The organism is Microbacterium sp. NPDC055910, assembly GCF_042271185.1.
Taxonomy (GTDB): domain Bacteria; phylum Actinomycetota; class Actinomycetes; order Actinomycetales; family Microbacteriaceae; genus Microbacterium.
In genome coordinates this window covers 24,514-40,623 of sequence record NZ_JBHJZS010000016.1, presented here as the reverse complement: position 1 = coordinate 40,623, position 16,110 = coordinate 24,514, and the positions used below count along the sequence as shown (strand labels likewise).

Here is a 16,110-nt window from a genome sequence, read left to right as displayed (position 1 = left end):
TGATGCGCACGTCCGGAGGGAGGACGTTCGTGGCAGAGGTACTGGTTCTGAGCTCGACGCAGCCAGAAGATGCCGTCCTGCCCGCGCTCGAGCTGCTCAGTCACCGCGTCCGGCAGATCCCCGCCCAACCGGCGCAGCTCGTCAATGCGCCCCGCGCCGATGTCATCTTCGTCGACGCGCGCGCCGACCTCGTCGCGGCGAAGTCGCTGTGCAAGATCCTCACGACGACGGGACTGGATGCGCCGCTCGTGCTCGTCGTGACCGAAGGGGGCCTCACGGCCGTCTCTGCCGACTGGGGCATCGACGACGTCATCATCACGACGGCGGGGCCCGCGGAGATCGACGCGCGCGTGCGCCTCGCGATCGGACGCGCGACGGCAGAGCATGCGCCCGCGCGCGTGCACACCTCCGGCATCACGATCGACGAATCGTCGTACTCCGCGAAGCTGCGCGGCAAGCCGCTCGACCTGACGTTCAAGGAGTTCCAGCTCCTGCACTTCTTCGCGACGCATCCGTCTCGCGTCTTCACGCGCGAGCAGCTGCTGAGCGAGGTGTGGGGCTACGACTACTTCGGCGGCACGCGCACGGTCGACGTGCACGTGCGGCGCCTGCGTGCCAAGCTCGGCGACCTCGAGCAGCTCATCGGCACCGTGCGCAACGTGGGCTACCGCTTCACCGTCGCCGAAGACGACCAGGTGCCCGCGGCACCCGAGCGGGCGCCGGCAGAGGAACGCGGCATCCGCTGAAACGCGTGCGCAGGGCGGGGGTCGCCCTGCAATGATGAAGGCATGATGCAACACGAGGCCCTGGACGCGGGGCTCGGAGACGCAGACGATGACGACTTCGACTTCCGCGAGACGTTCGACGCGCAGCTTCCCGACAACCGGTATCTCGATCGCGAGCTGAGCTGGCTCGCGTTCAACCAGCGTGTTCTGGAGCTGGCCGAGGATCCGACCCTGCCCGTGCTGGAACGCGCGAACTTCCTCGCCATCTTCGCGAGCAATCTCGACGAGTTCTTCATGGTGCGCGTCGCGGGTCTGAAGCGTCGCATCATCACGGGACTCGCCGTGCCCACGAATGTCGGCCGCGCACCGCAGGAGGTGCTCGCCGACATCTCGGAGGATGCCCACGCGCTGCAGCTGCGTCACGCCGAGGTCTGGGCGCGCCTGGTCAAGCCCGCCCTGACCGACGCCGGTATCGAGATCGTCACGTGGGACGCCCTGGCCGAGGCGGACCGCGATCGGCTGTACGAGTACTTCCAGGAGCAGGTCTTCCCCGTCCTGATGCCGCTCGCCGTCGATCCGGCGCACCCGTTCCCCTACATCTCGGGGCTGAGCCTCAACCTCGCGATCCGCATCCGCAATGCCCGCACGGGGCGGCAGGAGTTCGCGCGCCTCAAAGTGCCGCCCATGCTCCCGCGCTTCGTCGAAGTGTCACGCGCCCGCGACCAGGTCGTCTACCTGCCGCTCGAAGTGCTCATCGCGCACCATCTCGAAGACCTCTTCCCGGGGATGGAGATCCTCGATCACCACGCGTTCCGCCTGACGCGCAACGAAGACGTCGTGATCGAAGAGGACGAGACCGAGAACCTCATCCAGGCGCTCGAGGCGGAACTTCTGCGCCGGCGCTTCGGCCCGCCCATCAGGCTCGAGATCACCGACGACATGGACGACGTGACGCTCGCGCTGCTGCTGGACGAGCTCGACATCACCGAGCAGGAGGTCTACCGCCTGCCCGGTCCGCTCGATCTGCGCGGGCTCTTCGCGCTGGGCGGCCTCGACCGTCCCGAGCTGCGCTATCCCCCGCACGTGCCCACGACGCCGATGGCCTTCCAGCCGGTCGAGCAGAACGGCAGGGCGGACATCTTCGCCGCGATCCGCAAGGCCGATGTGCTCGTGCACCATCCCTACGAGTCGTTCGCGACGAGCGTGCAGGCCTTCCTCGATCAGGCCGCGAAAGATCCGCACGTGCTCGCGATCAAGCAGACGCTGTACCGCACATCGGGCGACAGCCCCATCGTGCAGGCGCTCATCGACGCCGCCGAGGCGGGCAAGCAGGTGCTCGCCCTCGTCGAGGTCAAGGCGCGCTTCGACGAGGCGAACAACATCGTGTGGGCGCGCAAGCTCGAGAAGGCCGGCGTGCACGTCGTCTACGGGCTCGTCGGTCTGAAGACGCACTGCAAGCTCATGCACGTCATCCGCGAGGAAGAGGGCCGCCTGCGCTCGTACTCGCACATCGGCACGGGCAACTACAACCCCAAGACGAGCCGGATCTACGAGGACTTCGGCCTGTTCACGTGCGACGAGCAGGTCGGTCGCGATCTCACGCGCCTGTTCAACGAACTGAGCGGCTACGCGATCGAGAAGAAGTTCAAGCGGCTCCTGGTCGCACCCCTGCACCTGCGCAAGGGGCTCCTGCGCCTCATCGACAAGGAGCGCCGCAACGCCGAGGCGGGCAAGCCCTCCGGCATCCGGATCAAAGTCAACTCGATGGTCGACGAGCAGATCATCGACGCCCTGTATCGCGCGAGCCAGGCGGGCGTGCCCATCGACGTGTGGGTGCGCGGGATCTGCTCGCTCAAGCCCGGCGTCGCGGGCATGAGCGAGAACATCACGGTGCGCAGCATCCTGGGCCGGTATCTCGAGCACTCGCGGATCTTCGCGTTCCACAGCAACGGCGACCCGCAGGTGTACATCGGCAGCGCCGACATGATGCACCGCAATCTCGATCGGCGCGTCGAGGCGCTCGTGCGCGTCGCGGCACCCGCGCACATCGAGGAACTGACCGACCTGTTCGACCTCGCGATGGCCGACACGACGAGCTCGTGGCACCTCGGCGCGGACGGCGTGTGGACCCGCCACCACCTCGGCGAAGACGGCACGCCCCTGGTCGATCTGCAGGACAAGACCATGAGCACGGTGCAGCGCCGGCGCCGGGCGCGCGTGGTCCGATGACGCCCACCGCGGTGTACGCGGCCGGAGGCGTCGTGTGGCGGCTCGTCGACGGCAAGCTCAAGGTGCTCCTCGTCGCGCGTACGCGCTACCGCGACTTCAGCCTGCCCAAGGGCAAGGTGGATCCCGGCGAGATGCTCGCCGAGACGGCCGCGCGGGAGATCTTCGAAGAGACCGGCATCCGCGTCGTGCTCGGCGTGCCCGTCGGCGTCTCGAGCTATCGCCTGCCCAACAAGCGCCGCAAGATCGTGCACTACTGGGCGGCCGAGGCGACGGACGCGGCGATCCGGACCTCGGCCTTCGTGCCGAACAAGGAGATCGCCGGTCTCGAGTGGATCTCGCCCGCGAAGGCCCTCAAGCGCCTCAGCTATCCCGTCGACGTCGAGATCGTCGAGAACTTCATCCGGCTCGTCGAAGAAGGCGTCCTGCGCACCTTTCCGCTCATCGTGCTGCGGCACGCCAAAGCGCTCTCGCGCGACGAGTGGGACGGCGAGGACACGGACCGCCCGCTCTCCCCACGCGGCAAGAAGCAGGCCAAGGCCCTCGTCGGTCCGCTGCGGGCGTTCGGGCCGCGCAGGATCGTGTCGAGCCCGGCCGTGCGGTGCGTCTCGACGGTCGCTCCCCTCGCCAAGGCGCTCGATCGCGACGTCAGAACGTCGGATCTTCTGAGTCAGGATGCGTGGGAGAAGGGCGACTCCGACGCGCGGACGATCGTCGGGCAGCGTGTGCGGTCGCGCAAGCCCGCCGTCCTGTGCAGCCACGGTCCCGTGCTGCCCGAGATCCTGAGCGAGATGGCCCTCGCGACGGGAACCCTGCGGGGGTCGTACCTCGGGAGTGCCTCCGCGCTCGATCCCGGCGCGTTCTCCGTCGTGCACCTGCCGCTGGAGAATCCCGGATCGGGCATCGTCGCGATCGAGACGCACGAGCCGAAAGCCTGAAGCCCGTTCACCTGCTGTTCACCTTCTGAGCGGACTCTCTTAAGAGTCCACTCCTACGTTCAGTGCGTGCCCCGCACCGGGCACCCACCCGAAGCCCCTCATCACGGGCATCCATCTCTGAACACGTGAAGGATTCACACAGTGAAGATCTCCCGCATCGCCCAGGTGGGCGCTGTCGCCGCAGTCGCGGCCCTCGCCCTCACCGGCTGCGCAGCAAACGAGCCCGCCACCGGCGGTGACTCGACCGCGTCCGAGGGCGGCTCGTCGCTCACCGGCACGCTGAACGCCACGGGCGCTTCGTCGCAGGATGCCGCAGAGCAGGCCTGGATCGCCTCGTTCCAGACGGCGAACTCCGACGTCACCATCAACTACCAGGCCACGGGTTCGGGCGTCGGCCGCGACAACTTCCTCGAGGGTGCGAGCGATTTCATCGGCTCGGACCGCGCATACAACGACGATGAGATCTCTGCGGGCGGATGGGCCGGCAACGGCACCTGCACGACGGACGACATCGTCGAGGTCCCCGTCTACATCTCCCCCGTCGCCATCATCTTCAACCTAGAGGGCGTCGATTCGCTCAACATGACCCCCGAGGTCATGGGCGGCATCTTCAACGAGCAGATCACGAACTGGAACGACCCGGAGATCGCGGCGGACAACCCCGACGTCGAGCTGCCGGACCTGGCGATCTCGCCCGTCCACCGTTCGGACCCGTCGGGCACGAGTGAGACGTTCACGTCCTACCTCGAGGCCGTCGCGCCCGACGCGTGGCCGCACGAGGCGTCGGACGAATGGCCGCTCAACTCGGGCGAGGCCGCTCAGGGCACGTCGGGCGTCGTCGCCGCCGTCACGAACGGAAACGGCACGATCGGCTACGCCGACGCATCGCAGGCGGACGGTCTCGGCACGATCGCCGTCGGCGTGTCGGGCGAGTTCGTCCCGTACTCGTCGGAGGCCGCTGCCGCGCTCGTCGACTCCTCGCCTCTCGCGGAGGGTCGCGGAGACGGCGACCTCGTCTTCGAGGTCGACCCCGCCACGGCGCCGGCAGGTTCCTACCCGATCGCGCTCGTGAGCTACCTGATCGCGTGCCAGTCGTACGACGACGCGGCCACGGCCGACCTCGTCCGGGAGTACTTCACGTTCGTCACGAGCGCTGAGGGCCAGGACATCGCCGCGGATGCCGCGGGGTCCGCTCCGATCTCCGACTCGCTGCGCGACCGGCTGACCGCCGCGATCGACCTGATCGGCTGACCACAACTGCACACCGCAACGATGCCCCAGTCGCCGTCATACGGCGGCTGGGGCATCGCCTGGGTCGGCCCCGACCCGACCATCCCCCGACAGATCGTTGCGCGATGAGGAGACGATGACCACCGCAACCAAACCCCCAGCCACCCGGACGGGCACGCCGCGCCCCCGGCGCAGGCTGGGCGACGCCGTCTTCTCCGGGACCGCACTCGGCGCCGGCATCATCATCCTGGCCGTGCTCGCCGCGGTCACGGTCTTCCTGTTCGTCCAGAGCCTCCCGGCCCTGACCGAGGATCCCGCGGAGAACTCGATCCTGCGTGGCCGGAGCTTCGTGGAGTACGTCGCTCCGCTCGTCTTCGGAACCCTGTGGTCGTCCATTCTCGCGCTGATCTTCGCCGCCCCGGTCGCGATCGGCATCGCGCTGTTCATCTCGCACTACGCGCCGCGTCGCATCGCGTCGGTGCTGGGATACATCATCGACCTTCTCGCCGCGATCCCCTCGGTCGTGTTCGGCCTGTGGGGAGCGCTCACCTTCTCGGGGTTCATCCAGCCCTTCTACGTCTGGCTCAACGCCAACCTCGGCTGGATCCCGCTGTTCAGCGGCCAGGCGTCGGCAACCGGCCGGACGATCCTGACCGCGGCGCTGGTCCTCGCGGTCATGATCCTCCCGATCATGACCGCGATCTGCCGCGAAGTCTTCCTGCAGACGCCGAAGCTCCACGAAGAGGCCGCGCTGGCGCTCGGCTCGACGCGCTGGGAGATGATCCGCATGGCCGTCTTCCCGTTCGCACGCGGCGGCATGGTCTCGGCCGCCATGCTCGCGCTCGGGCGCGCGCTCGGCGAGACGATGGCCGTCACGATGGTCCTCTCGGCGTCCGGGGTCATCAGCTTCGAACTGCTCACCGCGACGAACCCGACACCGATCCCCGCGAACATCGCGCTGAAGTTCCCCGAAGCGCACGGCACGGGCGTCAGCGCCCTCATCGCCACGGGTCTCGTGCTGTTCATCGTCACGTTCGCCGTCAACGCCGCCGCGCGCTGGATCGTCAGCCGCCGGGCCGAGTTCTCGGGAGCGAACTGATGGCCGCGCCCATGACCACCGTCCGTGCGACGGCACCCGCGACGGTCAACACGCTGACCGCCGGTCAGCTCCCCAAGTGGTTGCCGTGGACGGCACTGGCCGTCACGATGGCACTGTCGTTCGTCTTCTTCGCCATCCTGAACATCGGCGAGGACGTCGGCGACTTCAACATCGCCGCGGCGCTCTTCGTCGGCTTCGTCCTGTTCGCGATCATCGTCATCGTGATGTCGAGCATCGTCGAAAGCCGCCGCCGCGCCGTCGACCGGCTCGCGACCATCCTGGTGAGCCTGGCCTTCGCGATCGCGCTCATCCCCCTCATCTCGCTGCTGTTCACGGTCGTCGTCAACGGCATCCAGCGCTTCGATCCCACGTTCTTCTCCTGGACGATGCGCAACGTGGTCGGTGAAGGCGGCGGCGGCCTGCACGCGATCTGGGGCACGCTCCTGGTCACGCTCGCCGCGACCGTCATCTCCGTGCCGATCGGTCTGCTCACCTCGATCTATCTCGTCGAGTACGGCCGGGGCCGGCTCGCGAAGGCCATCACGTTCTTCGTCGATGTGATGACCGGCATCCCGTCGATCGTCGCGGGTCTGTTCATCGTCGCGCTGTTCACGCTGATCATCGGACCCGGACGCTACATGGGCATCATGGGAGCCCTCTCGCTGACGGTGCTCATGATCCCCGTCGTCGTGCGCTCGAGCGAGGAGATGCTGCGTCTCGTGCCCAACGAGCTGCGGGAGGCGAGCTACGCCCTGGGTGTGCCGAAGTGGCTCACGATCGCCAAGGTCGTGCTGCCGACGGCGATCGCGGGGATCACGACGGGCATCATGCTCTCGATCGCGCGGGTCATCGGCGAGACCGCCCCGCTTCTGCTGACCGCCGGGTTCACCAACTCGCTGAACCTCAACCTGGTCGATCAGCCCATGATGACGCTGCCGGTCTTCGTCTACTCGCAGTTCTCCAACCCCGGCACCAATATCGACGCGGCCCTCGGGCGCGCGTGGGCGGGAGCTCTGACGCTCATCATCATCGTCATGGTGCTCAACCTGCTCGCGCGACTCATCGCCAAGCGGTTCGCCCCCAAGTTCGGCCGCTGAGCGGCATCCCGACCCGAAAGCCAACTGAGGAACCCACGTGTCCAAGAGCATCGAAGTCAGTGACCTCAACGTCTACTACAGCGACTTCCTCGCCGTCGAAGGCGTCTCGATCGATATCCAGCCGCGCAGCGTGACGGCGTTCATCGGCCCGTCCGGCTGCGGCAAGTCCACCTTCCTGCGCACGCTCAACCGCATGCACGAGGTCATTCCGGGAGCCCGGGTCGAAGGGCGGGTCCTGCTCGACGGCAACGATCTCTACGGACCGCACGTCGACCCCGTGGTCGTGCGCCGCCAGGTGGGCATGGTCTTCCAGCGGCCGAACCCCTTCCCCACGATGTCGATCAAGGAGAACGTGCTCGCGGGGGTCAAGCTCAACAACAAGCGGATGTCCAAGTCGGATTCCGACGCGCTCGTCGAGTCGGCGCTGCGCGGTGCGAACCTGTGGAACGAGGTCAAGGACCGGCTCGAGAAGCCCGGCTCGGGCCTGTCGGGCGGGCAGCAGCAGCGTCTGTGCATCGCTCGTGCGATCGCGGTATCGCCCGAGGTGATTTTGATGGACGAGCCGTGCTCGGCCCTGGACCCCATCTCGACCTATGCGATCGAGGAGCTCATCGGTGAACTGAAGAACGACTACACGGTCGTCATCGTGACGCACAACATGCAGCAGGCGTCGCGCGTGTCGGACAAGACGGCGTTCTTCAACATCGCCGGCACGGGCAAGCCCGGCAAGCTCATCGAGTACGACGACACCCGCACGATCTTCACGACGCCGGCGGTCAAGGCCACCGAGGACTACGTCTCCGGCCGCTTCGGCTGAGCCCCAGGCCCCACCCACACGCTCATCGCGTAGCGCGCCCGCACCCACCCGGTCACCGCCAAGCGCGACCGCACCCACCGCTCATCGCGTAGCACGACCGCACCCACCGGTCATCGAGTAGCGCGAAGCGCGTATCGAGATGCCGGTCAGTCCCGCGGCGACAGCAGGTACGCGTTGAACGCCGCCGTGAGCTCGCCGTCGACCTCGAACTCGACCGCGTCGATCGCGAGCACGGGCACCGCGAGTCGCACGCTCGAGACGAGCCACGCGGCATCCGCTGTGGCGAGGGCTCCCATCGCGATCAGCTCATAGCCCGTCTCGTACCCCTGCCGCTCGAGGTGTTCGAACAGGCTCAGCTGCGTCGTCCCCTGCAGGATCGATCCGTTGGGGGGCGGCGTGAGGAACCGGTCGCCGTGCCGCAGGATGAGCGACGCCGTGGGCGCCTCGAGCACGTACCCGTCGGTCGTGACGAAGATCGCGTCGTCGGCGCCGCGCCTGCGCGCTTCGCGGATCGCCGCCATATTGACGGCGTACGACAGCGTCTTCGCTCCGAGCAGCAGCCACGGAGCGCGATCGGGCACGCTGCTGTCGTATCCGCGGTCGAGGGTCACGACGCGCACACCTCGCTCGCGGACGCCGGTGTTGTCGGGTGCATCGGCCGCCGTGACCCACGCGGTCGGGGCGGGACCGTGCTCGACGCCGCGACTGAGGATGAGCTTGATGACGGCTTCGCCTTCGCTCGGGCAGTGCTCGGCGGCGACCACGACCGCCTGTCGCCACTGGTCGACGTTCGGGTACGGCAGGTCGCACACGTGCGCGGAGTGCGCGAGGCGCTCGAGGTGCGCCGTGACCTCTTGCGGGTGGCCGTCGACGATGCCGATCGATTCGAAGACCCCGTCGCCGCGCTGCGTGCTGAGCTCTCCGATGCTGAGCGCGGGCGCCGATGGTTCGACCTCGCGGAAGGTCGCGGAGAAGTCCGCACGGGTGTCTTCGGATGCCGCGGGGTCGATCACGAGCGCGAATCGCCAGGTCATGCCCTGAAGCCTACGGCCAGGGAATACCCCTCGTCGCGCCTCGGTTACACTTGATCGGCCGGGCCGCAGTAACCCCGGGCTCCATCTTCTGCCGCTACGAGCGGCCTCGCGCCGAGAGGCGTTCTGCGGCCCGGCACTTATCTTCTCCGGCGCCGCTTCGGCCGGCATCCGGTTCGCCGTCGTCAGACGAGTGCGTCGCGCCGCCACAGCGCAGCGGCTGCCACGAGGTCGGTGGCGTACGTCGACAGGCGCAGAGCGCGCGTCGTGAAGGCCGAGGCCCGTTCGGGCTCGGTCTGCTCGTAGTCGTCGGCGAGGTGCGTCGCTCCCGACGCGTGCACGCGGCAGAACGCGGCCGCGCGGTCGAGCGCGACGGCGAAGTCCCCCTCGAACAGGCCGCGCAGGATCGTGTCGATGAGCGCGACGAGCTCGTCGGGACCCGCCGGTGCGGGTGCGCCCGCGACGACCGGATCGGCCGAGCCGATCTCGACCCGTCCGCGGTCGTACAGCAACGCCGCCGTGTGGGGATCGTCGTGGATCATGAGCTGCAGCAGGTACAACCGCCACAGCGCTCCGGGCAGCGACTTCGCGGGAGACCGCGACCACAGCTCGGCGATGTCGTCGATCCCGTGCTGCGCCGTGAACGCCACGAGGCGGTCGACGACGGCGCCCGAGGTGTCGGTGCGCGCCCGCGCGAGCAGGCCCTGCGCGGTCGAATGGGCGACGCGCGAGACCTCGGCGGGGTCTTCCGCGGCGAAGAGCCGGTCGAAGAGCTCGGCGGGCCGCCGCACGGGCTTGTGGAAATCCCTCGACGCGTCGCTCACCCGATCAACGCTACCCGCGCCACCGGGCGGTCAGGTCTGATTGATGCGGATGTGGTTGCCGCTGGGGTCGCGGAACGCGCAGTCGCGCGGGCCCCAGTCCTGGGCGATGGGCTCCTGCAGTACTTCGGCGCCCGATGCCCGCAAGCGCTCGAATGTCGCGTCGAGATCGTCGGTCGAGAAGACGTAGGGTCCCGGCCCCGAGCCCTTGACGACGAGTCGCTGCAGGGCGTCGCCGTCGTCGGGCGAGCGCCCTGCGGTGGGATCGGACACGACGACGGCGACACCGGGCTGGCCGGCGAAGCCGAAGCTCACCCAGCGGTGGCCGTCGTAGGAGACGTCGTTGACGATCTCGAGGCCGAGACCGTCGCGATAGAACGGCACCGCGGCGTCGACGTCGTCGACCGTGATGGGGCAGTAGGCGAGATGGACTGTCATGGATGCCACGCTAGAACCCCTCGCCAGCCGGTGCTTCTCGGATCGTGCTCGATCCTCAGACGTAGCGGGCGGGCCGGGTGAGGATCTTCGCGACGCACAGCGGCATCGCCTCGGCCGCGTCGTGCGGGTGTGCGCGATACGCGCTCGGAGTCTCGCCGACGATCTCGGTGAAGCTCGAGCTGAACGACCCGAGCGATGTCGCGCCGACGGCGGTACAGGCATCCGTCACGCTCGTTCCTCGCCGCAGCAGCGCCATCGCCCGCTCGATGCGGCGTGTGATCAGGTAGGCGTAGGGCGTCTCGCCGTAGGCCGCCTTGAACTCGCGCGAGAAGTGCGCGGGAGACATGTGGGCTCGCGCGGCCATCGTGGGCACGTCGAGGGGCTCGGCGTAGGCACGATCGATCAGGTCTCGCGCGCGGCGCAGGTGCGCGAGCGTGTCGATGGTGAGGACGCCGGATGCCACGCCCCCACGCTAGTCGCAGGGTCAGACCGTCGGAATCGCGACGATCGGGTCGGTCGTCGGCTCGCCGTTCGCGGAGCCGCCGGCCTGCTCGACGGTGACGGCGATCGTGTCGCCCTCTTCCAGGTCTCCCGTGAGGAGCACCGTGGTCTGTTCGCCCTCGGGGTCGAAGACCCCGGCCGAGATGGCCGCCCCGCCTTCGCGGACGAACCAGAGTTCGAACGTGTCGTCGGACTCGATGGGCGGCAGGCCCTCGGTGACGAGCACGGCGCTTCGCAGCGACTCCGACCAGTGCGCCGTCGCGACTCCCCCGTCGACGATGTCGACCGTCGCGGACTGGGCGTCCGGTGCCGCCTTGATCTCGGCGAGCGCGATGACCGCGGGAGGCCTGTTGACCCATTCGTTGATGCTCACGGCGCCGAAGCCGAGCACGACGAGCACGACGAGCGACGCGGCGAGACCCAGCAGGCCACGGGTCCAGTTGCGCCGCGAGACCGTCTGGATCGCAGCTGTCGTCGGCGGAGGCTCGTCCGAGCCGCGCGCGGGCGGCCGATCGGGCCCCGCGGCCTGGAGGAGACCGGTGAACGTCAGGGTGTCCGTGCGCGGCTCCGGCTCCGGTTCGGGCGCGGGCGCCGGTTCGGGCGACGGGACGGCTTCGGCCGTCGCCACGACCTCGGTCTGGGTCTCGATCTCGGCGTTCGGCGCCGCCTCGGTCGCGATCCCGGTCTCCGTCTCGACCCCGGTCTCGGTCTCGACGTCGGGCGCAGCCTCAGTCTCGATCCCGGTCTCAGTCTCGGCGCCGGGCGCCGCCTCGGTCTCGATCCCGGTCTCAGTCTCGACCCCGGTCCCGGTCTCGGCCTCAGCGTCGGCGTCGGTCTCGGTGAACGTCACCGTGTCGGTCTCGGTCGTCGGCGCTGCCTCGGGTTCGCGTACGACCGCCGGTCCGAGCGCGACGTCCGGTCCAAGTGCGACATCCGGTCCAAGTGCGACATCCGGTCCAAGTGCGACATCCGGGCCGAGCGCAGACCCCGGTCCAAGCGCAACCCCCGGGCCGAGCGCGACGTTCGGCCCGAGGCCCGTCTCGAGCTCAGGAGCGGCGACGGACTCGACGACGGCGCGGTGCACCGGCAGGGGCGGGCGCGGCGGAAGCCCTTGCGGCAGGCCGTTGATCCGCGCGAGCAGCGTCGAACGCATCGTCAGCGGCGGTGCCACGGTGTCGGTGTCGCCGGCGAGGGCGGCCGCGGTCGCGGCATCCGCATCCACGATCGAAGACCATTCGGGGTGCTCCGCGAGCGCCGCTCGGAAGGCCGTGAAGTCCTCCCGCGACAGGGCGCCGAGCGCGTAGCCGGCCGAGAGCTCGGCGAATTCCTGCTCGTTCACGACGTCACCCCCAGGTGCATCCTCAGTCGCGACAGGCCGTCGCGCATTCTCGTCTTGATGGTTCCGAGCGGTGCTCCCACGAGCGCCGCGATCTCGCTCTGAGAGTAACCGCCGTAATAGGCCAGGATCAGCGCCTCGCGCTGTGCTTCGGGCAGCTCGGCGAGCGCCGTCGCGACACGTCGACCTTCGAGCCGGAGCTCGACCTGTTCGGCCACCGAGTCGTGGGCGACCCCGAGGTCGCGCAGACCCGCACGCACGTCGCGATCGCTCGACGCCTGCGACGCTCGCACGCGGTCGACCGCTCGGCGGTGTGCGATCGTGAGGACCCACGATCTGCCTTGTCCTCTGTTCGGAGCGAACCGCCCGGCGGATTGCCAGATCTCGAGGAAGACCTCTTGCAGCACCTCTTCGCTCTGCGCGCGGTCGACGAGCACCCGCACGATGAGTCCGAAGACGCGCGGCGACAGCAGATCGTAGAGCCGTGCGAAGGCCGATTGGTCCCCCGCGGCGACGCGCTGCAGGAGCTCGCCGACGCGATCCACGGCGCCCGTGCCACCCTCGGGCACGTCGATACCGTCGATCACCATGTCCACCAGCATGCCGCATTCACCTGCCTCTTCCCCGCCCGGTTGCGTCATCCGAAGGTGAAGGAGTACGCCTGCACTCCCGCCGACACCTCGAGGTCGAGCACGGCTCGGTCGCCGTCCGCGCCCTCGACGACGGCATACGAGCGCGGCGTGCCCGCCACCTCGACGACGCGCACCGCCCCGCCGTCGAGGCGGACGCGCACCTCGCCCTCGCCCGCGAGCACCATCCGCACATCACTCGCTCGGAAGTCCAGCCGGATGCTGCCACCCGAAGCCGTCGCGGGCGTCGCGTACTGCGTCTCGATCCGCCAGTCGCCGTCGAGCGCGAATGAGTCCGCCGGCTGCGCGTCGGGCAGGCCGTACGTGCCCTCGCCCGCGCGGTAGGGCGCGGGTCCGGCGAAGTTGACGTCCTTCGACGAGCCGAGGAACGTCTCTCGCGTGAGTGCGCCGCTCTCGGGCGTCGCATCCTCGACGTCGGTCGACGCGGGCAGTTCGACACCGGGATCGGCCTGGGTCAGCAACTCGCGGATGAGCTGCTCGGTCGCGGCGTAGTTGCCCTCGCCGAACGCGATGTGGCGCACGGTTCCCTCGGCGTCGATCAGGTAGTGGGCCGGCCAGTACCGGTTGCGGTAGTTGGTCCACGTCGACAGGTCGTTGTCGAGGCCGACCGGGTAGCTGATGCCGAAATCCTCTGCGCCTGCCGCAACGTTGGCGGCATCCTTCTCGAACGCGTACTCGGGCGAGTGGATGCCGACGACCCGCAGTCCCGCGTCGCGATACGCGTCGTCCCACGCGACGACGTGAGGGATGCTGCGCTGACAGTTGATGCACGAGTACGCCCAGAAGTCGATCAGCACGACCTCTCCACGCAGGTCGTCGAGGTCGACCGCCGCGCCGCCGGGCGTGTTGAGCCAGGTCTCGATTCCCCGGATGCCGGGGGCCGTGCCGCACGACTCCAGTTCGGTCGCGCCGTTCGAGCACCGGTCGAGGTCTCTGTTCTCGTCGGTGACGAGCCCGCCGAGGTCGAGTGCACGTCGCGCGTCGGGGTTGTCGGTGAGCTCGCGCTGGATGCCCGCCGTGTAGTCGGGCACGAGTCGCTGCAAAAGCTGCGGCACGTTGAAGACGAGGCCGACGGCGAGCGCCAGCATCGCGACGCCGGCCGCGATGCGCAAACCGCGCTCACGGGAGCGGAAGGCACGGATGCGCTCGATCAGGCCCCGGCCGGCGAGCGCGAAGAAGAGGAGCGGCACAGCGACCCCGATCGCGAACGAGATCGTGAGGGCGACGGTGTCGAGGCCGATCCGTCCCGTCGAGCCCGCGACGATGATGGCCGCCAGCACGGGGCCGGCGCACGGCACGAAGACGGCGCCGAGGGCGAGTCCGACACCGTACCCGTTGCCGCGGTTGCGCACTTCGGTGCGGCGCGCAAGCTTCTGGAAGGGCTTCTCGAGCAGCTGCTCGATCCGCGGGACGAGCAGGCCCGTGCCGATCAGCACGAGAGCGGCGATACCGATCCAGCGCAGGACGTCCTGCGGGAGGCCGAGCGCGCCGAGGATCAGCGAGCCGACGAGCGTCACGAGGGTGAAGCTCGTGACGAGTCCCGCGATCACGAAGTACGGCCTCCACCGGGATGCCGGGATGGGCTCGCCGTCGAAGCGCGCCGACTGAGCGCCGCCGGTGAGGAAGATGACCGGCAGCACCGGCAGGATGCACGGCGAGATGCCCGTGATCAGTCCCCCGAGCAGACCGATGATGATGAGCGACATGCCTCTCCCCTGTTCGGGGCTTGTTCGCTCTCGGTGCGCGTTCGGATTGGGTGAATGCACTCAGACGCCGCGGAGGAATTCGTCCCATCCGATGCGCGCAGGGCTGCGAACACTTCATGTACGTCGCCTACCGGCGGCGGGATCAGACACATGGAGGATGTCATGCTCAGCAGCAAGAAGAAGATCTCGGCGGGCCTCGCGTTCGCGTTCGGTGCGGCGATCGCCCTGTCGGGTTGTGCGATGGGCGGCGACACGGCCGAACCGGCCGAAGAGATGTCGACGCCCACGATGGAGGAGTCCGCGCCGGCGATGGAGATGGACCCCGCCGCCAACCTCGTCGGCCCCGGCTGTGCCGATTACGCCGAGGCCGTGCCCTCCGGCGATGGGTCGATCGAAGGAATGTCGATGGATCCGGTCGCGGTGGCGGCATCCAACAATCCCATGCTGACGACGCTCGTCTCGGCCGTCAGCGGCCAGCTCAACCCCGAGGTCGACCTCGTCGACACGCTCAACGGCGACGAGTTCACGGTGTTCGCGCCCGTCGACGACGCGTTCGCGATGATCGACGCGGCAACGATCGAGACTCTCAAGACCGACTCCGAGATGCTGTCGTCGATCCTCACGTATCACGTGGTTCCGGGCCAGATCGAACCTGCCGACATCGCCGGCATGCACACGACCGTGCAGGGCGCCGACGTCGAGGTGACGGGCGAAGGCGACATGTGGATGGTCAACGACGCCAACGTGATCTGCGGCGGCGTCCAGACCGCGAACGCGACCGTGTACCTCATCGACGCGGTGCTGATGCCGCCCGCTGAGTGACGAGCATCCGGCCGCGTGGGTGCGGCCGGGCGATGAAGCCGCCGGTGCGCCTGGAGAGTCCTCGCCGGCGGCTTCGTCGTGCGCGGAAGGGCCTGTCGGCGAAGTAGGCTGGAGGTCACGGGCCTCTAGCTCAGTCGGTAGAGCATCGGACTTTTAATCCGCGGGTCGTGGGTTCGAGCCCCACGGGGCCCACTCTTCTTCGATCGCCGCGATCCCACCCTCGAGGGGATCGCGGCGTTTTCCGTTCCGCATGTCGGTTCGCGTGCCGGTCGTCGTGACTTGATCGACGTCAAGGCGCACCCTCTGCCCACCCCGTAGCCTAGGCATCGAAGACCAGGATAATTCCCTGGTCACACCCCGAGCCGGGGCCAGACGAGAGGAACAATCATGACGGACATGACGCAAACCACCCACACTCTTCTGCGTGCGGAAGGCTTCTCGTGCCCGTCGTGCGTCACCAAGATCGAGAAGCAGATCGGCAGGCTCGACGGCGTCGAGAACGTGACGGTGCACTTCGCGTCGGGGCGCGTGGAAATCGACCATGACGAGACGAAGAGCACGGTCGAGGATCTGATCGCGGCTGTCGACAAGGCCGGCTACACGTCGAAGGCCTCTGCGTTCTGACCGAACAGCCTTCCACACATGTCATCCCCGCGTCGAAAGGCGGCACACT

General features: G+C 68.6%; 16 protein-coding genes and 1 tRNA gene. 10 read left to right on the top strand and 7 right to left on the bottom strand.

Annotation, left to right across the window (positions count from 1 at the left end):
• The first annotated feature begins 29 nt into the window (after positions 1-29).
• The 7 genes from ACFC3F_RS08795 to pstB all read left to right on the top strand — a co-directional run bounded on the left by ACFC3F_RS08795 (position 30) and on the right by pstB (position 8,132).
• On the top strand, positions 30-746 hold the full coding sequence (locus ACFC3F_RS08795) for a DNA-binding response regulator (RefSeq protein ID WP_376128601.1): 717 nt from the start codon (positions 30-32) through the stop codon (positions 744-746).
• 42 nt (positions 747-788) lie between these two features.
• On the top strand, positions 789-2,954 hold the full coding sequence (locus ACFC3F_RS08790) for an RNA degradosome polyphosphate kinase (RefSeq protein WP_376128599.1): 2,166 nt from the start codon (positions 789-791) through the stop codon (positions 2,952-2,954).
• Complete coding sequence (locus ACFC3F_RS08785; RefSeq protein ID WP_376128597.1) at positions 2,951-3,889, top strand: NUDIX domain-containing protein; 939 nt, start codon at positions 2,951-2,953, stop codon at positions 3,887-3,889. Before ACFC3F_RS08790 ends, ACFC3F_RS08785 begins: the two co-directional genes overlap by 4 nt.
• 141 nt (positions 3,890-4,030) lie before the next feature.
• Positions 4,031-5,140: a phosphate ABC transporter substrate-binding protein PstS gene (locus ACFC3F_RS08780; RefSeq protein WP_376128595.1), complete on the top strand. Its 1,110-nt coding sequence runs from the start codon at positions 4,031-4,033 to the stop codon at positions 5,138-5,140.
• 115 nt (positions 5,141-5,255) lie between these two features.
• Entirely contained in the window at positions 5,256-6,218 is a 963-nt protein-coding gene (gene pstC / locus ACFC3F_RS08775) for a phosphate ABC transporter permease subunit PstC (protein ID WP_376128593.1), read from the top strand.
• Positions 6,219-6,229: 11 nt separating this feature from the next.
• Positions 6,230-7,315: a phosphate ABC transporter permease PstA gene (gene pstA / locus ACFC3F_RS08770; RefSeq protein WP_376128591.1), complete on the top strand. Its 1,086-nt coding sequence runs from the start codon at positions 6,230-6,232 to the stop codon at positions 7,313-7,315.
• Positions 7,316-7,352: 37 nt separating this feature from the next.
• On the top strand, positions 7,353-8,132 hold the full coding sequence (gene pstB, locus ACFC3F_RS08765) for a phosphate ABC transporter ATP-binding protein PstB (RefSeq protein ID WP_376128589.1): 780 nt from the start codon (positions 7,353-7,355) through the stop codon (positions 8,130-8,132).
• Positions 8,133-8,278: 146 nt separating this feature from the next.
• On the opposite strand, the gene ACFC3F_RS08760 is transcribed toward pstB, so the two are convergent.
• The 7 genes from ACFC3F_RS08760 to ACFC3F_RS08730 all read right to left on the bottom strand — a co-directional run bounded on the left by ACFC3F_RS08760 (position 8,279) and on the right by ACFC3F_RS08730 (position 14,615).
• Complete coding sequence (locus ACFC3F_RS08760) at positions 8,279-9,166, bottom strand: aminodeoxychorismate lyase (protein WP_376128588.1); 888 nt, start codon at positions 9,164-9,166, stop codon at positions 8,279-8,281.
• Between the two features lie 182 nt (positions 9,167-9,348).
• Positions 9,349-9,987, bottom strand: coding sequence for a DNA-directed RNA polymerase subunit beta (locus ACFC3F_RS08755; RefSeq protein ID WP_376128586.1), 639 nt, complete (start codon positions 9,985-9,987; stop codon positions 9,349-9,351).
• A 30-nt stretch (positions 9,988-10,017) separates the two neighbouring features.
• Entirely contained in the window at positions 10,018-10,422 is a 405-nt protein-coding gene (locus tag ACFC3F_RS08750) for a VOC family protein (RefSeq protein ID WP_376128584.1), read from the bottom strand.
• Positions 10,423-10,477: 55 nt separating this feature from the next.
• Complete coding sequence (locus ACFC3F_RS08745; protein ID WP_376128582.1) at positions 10,478-10,885, bottom strand: helix-turn-helix transcriptional regulator; 408 nt, start codon at positions 10,883-10,885, stop codon at positions 10,478-10,480.
• Positions 10,886-10,906: 21 nt separating this feature from the next.
• Positions 10,907-12,262: an anti-sigma factor domain-containing protein gene (locus ACFC3F_RS08740; RefSeq protein WP_376128580.1), complete on the bottom strand. Its 1,356-nt coding sequence runs from the start codon at positions 12,260-12,262 to the stop codon at positions 10,907-10,909.
• Positions 12,259-12,861: an ECF RNA polymerase sigma factor SigK gene (gene sigK, locus ACFC3F_RS08735; protein WP_376128578.1), complete on the bottom strand. Its 603-nt coding sequence runs from the start codon at positions 12,859-12,861 to the stop codon at positions 12,259-12,261. The genes ACFC3F_RS08740 and sigK overlap by 4 nt, the downstream gene beginning before the upstream one ends.
• A 35-nt stretch (positions 12,862-12,896) precedes the next feature.
• A complete protein-coding gene (locus tag ACFC3F_RS08730; RefSeq protein ID WP_376128576.1) occupies positions 12,897-14,615 on the bottom strand; it encodes a cytochrome c biogenesis protein CcdA in 1,719 nt (572 codons plus the stop codon).
• Positions 14,616-14,777: 162 nt separating this feature from the next.
• On the opposite strand from ACFC3F_RS08730, the gene ACFC3F_RS08725 reads away from it, so the two are divergent.
• The 3 genes from ACFC3F_RS08725 to ACFC3F_RS08715 all read left to right on the top strand — a co-directional run bounded on the left by ACFC3F_RS08725 (position 14,778) and on the right by ACFC3F_RS08715 (position 16,061).
• Complete coding sequence (locus ACFC3F_RS08725) at positions 14,778-15,437, top strand: fasciclin domain-containing protein (RefSeq protein ID WP_376128574.1); 660 nt, start codon at positions 14,778-14,780, stop codon at positions 15,435-15,437.
• Positions 15,438-15,556: 119 nt separating this feature from the next.
• A tRNA-Lys gene (locus ACFC3F_RS08720) sits at positions 15,557-15,629 on the top strand.
• A 195-nt stretch (positions 15,630-15,824) separates the two neighbouring features.
• Entirely contained in the window at positions 15,825-16,061 is a 237-nt protein-coding gene (locus ACFC3F_RS08715; RefSeq protein ID WP_376128572.1) for a heavy-metal-associated domain-containing protein, read from the top strand.
• Positions 16,062-16,110: the final 49 nt, after the last annotated feature.

Bases quoted from the DNA above. Each gene is read 5' to 3' on its own strand.
- ACFC3F_RS08760 (WP_376128588.1), bottom strand. From the start codon at position 9,166: ATGACCTGGCGATTCGCGCTCGTGATCGACCCCGCGGCATCCGAAGAC.
- ACFC3F_RS08725 (WP_376128574.1), top strand. From the start codon at position 14,778: ATGCTCAGCAGCAAGAAGAAGATCTCGGCGGGCCTCGCGTTCGCGTTC.
- pstA (WP_376128591.1), top strand. From the start codon at position 6,230: ATGACCACCGTCCGTGCGACGGCACCCGCGACGGTCAACACGCTGACC.
- ACFC3F_RS08790 (WP_376128599.1), top strand. From the start codon at position 789: ATGATGCAACACGAGGCCCTGGACGCGGGGCTCGGAGACGCAGACGAT.
- ACFC3F_RS08750 (WP_376128584.1), bottom strand. From the start codon at position 10,422: ATGACAGTCCATCTCGCCTACTGCCCCATCACGGTCGACGACGTCGAC.
- ACFC3F_RS08730 (WP_376128576.1), bottom strand. From the start codon at position 14,615: ATGTCGCTCATCATCATCGGTCTGCTCGGGGGACTGATCACGGGCATC.
- pstC (WP_376128593.1), top strand. From the start codon at position 5,256: ATGACCACCGCAACCAAACCCCCAGCCACCCGGACGGGCACGCCGCGC.
- ACFC3F_RS08715 (WP_376128572.1), top strand. From the start codon at position 15,825: ATGACGGACATGACGCAAACCACCCACACTCTTCTGCGTGCGGAAGGC.
- ACFC3F_RS08785 (WP_376128597.1), top strand. From the start codon at position 2,951: ATGACGCCCACCGCGGTGTACGCGGCCGGAGGCGTCGTGTGGCGGCTC.
- sigK (WP_376128578.1), bottom strand. From the start codon at position 12,861: ATGCTGGTGGACATGGTGATCGACGGTATCGACGTGCCCGAGGGTGGC.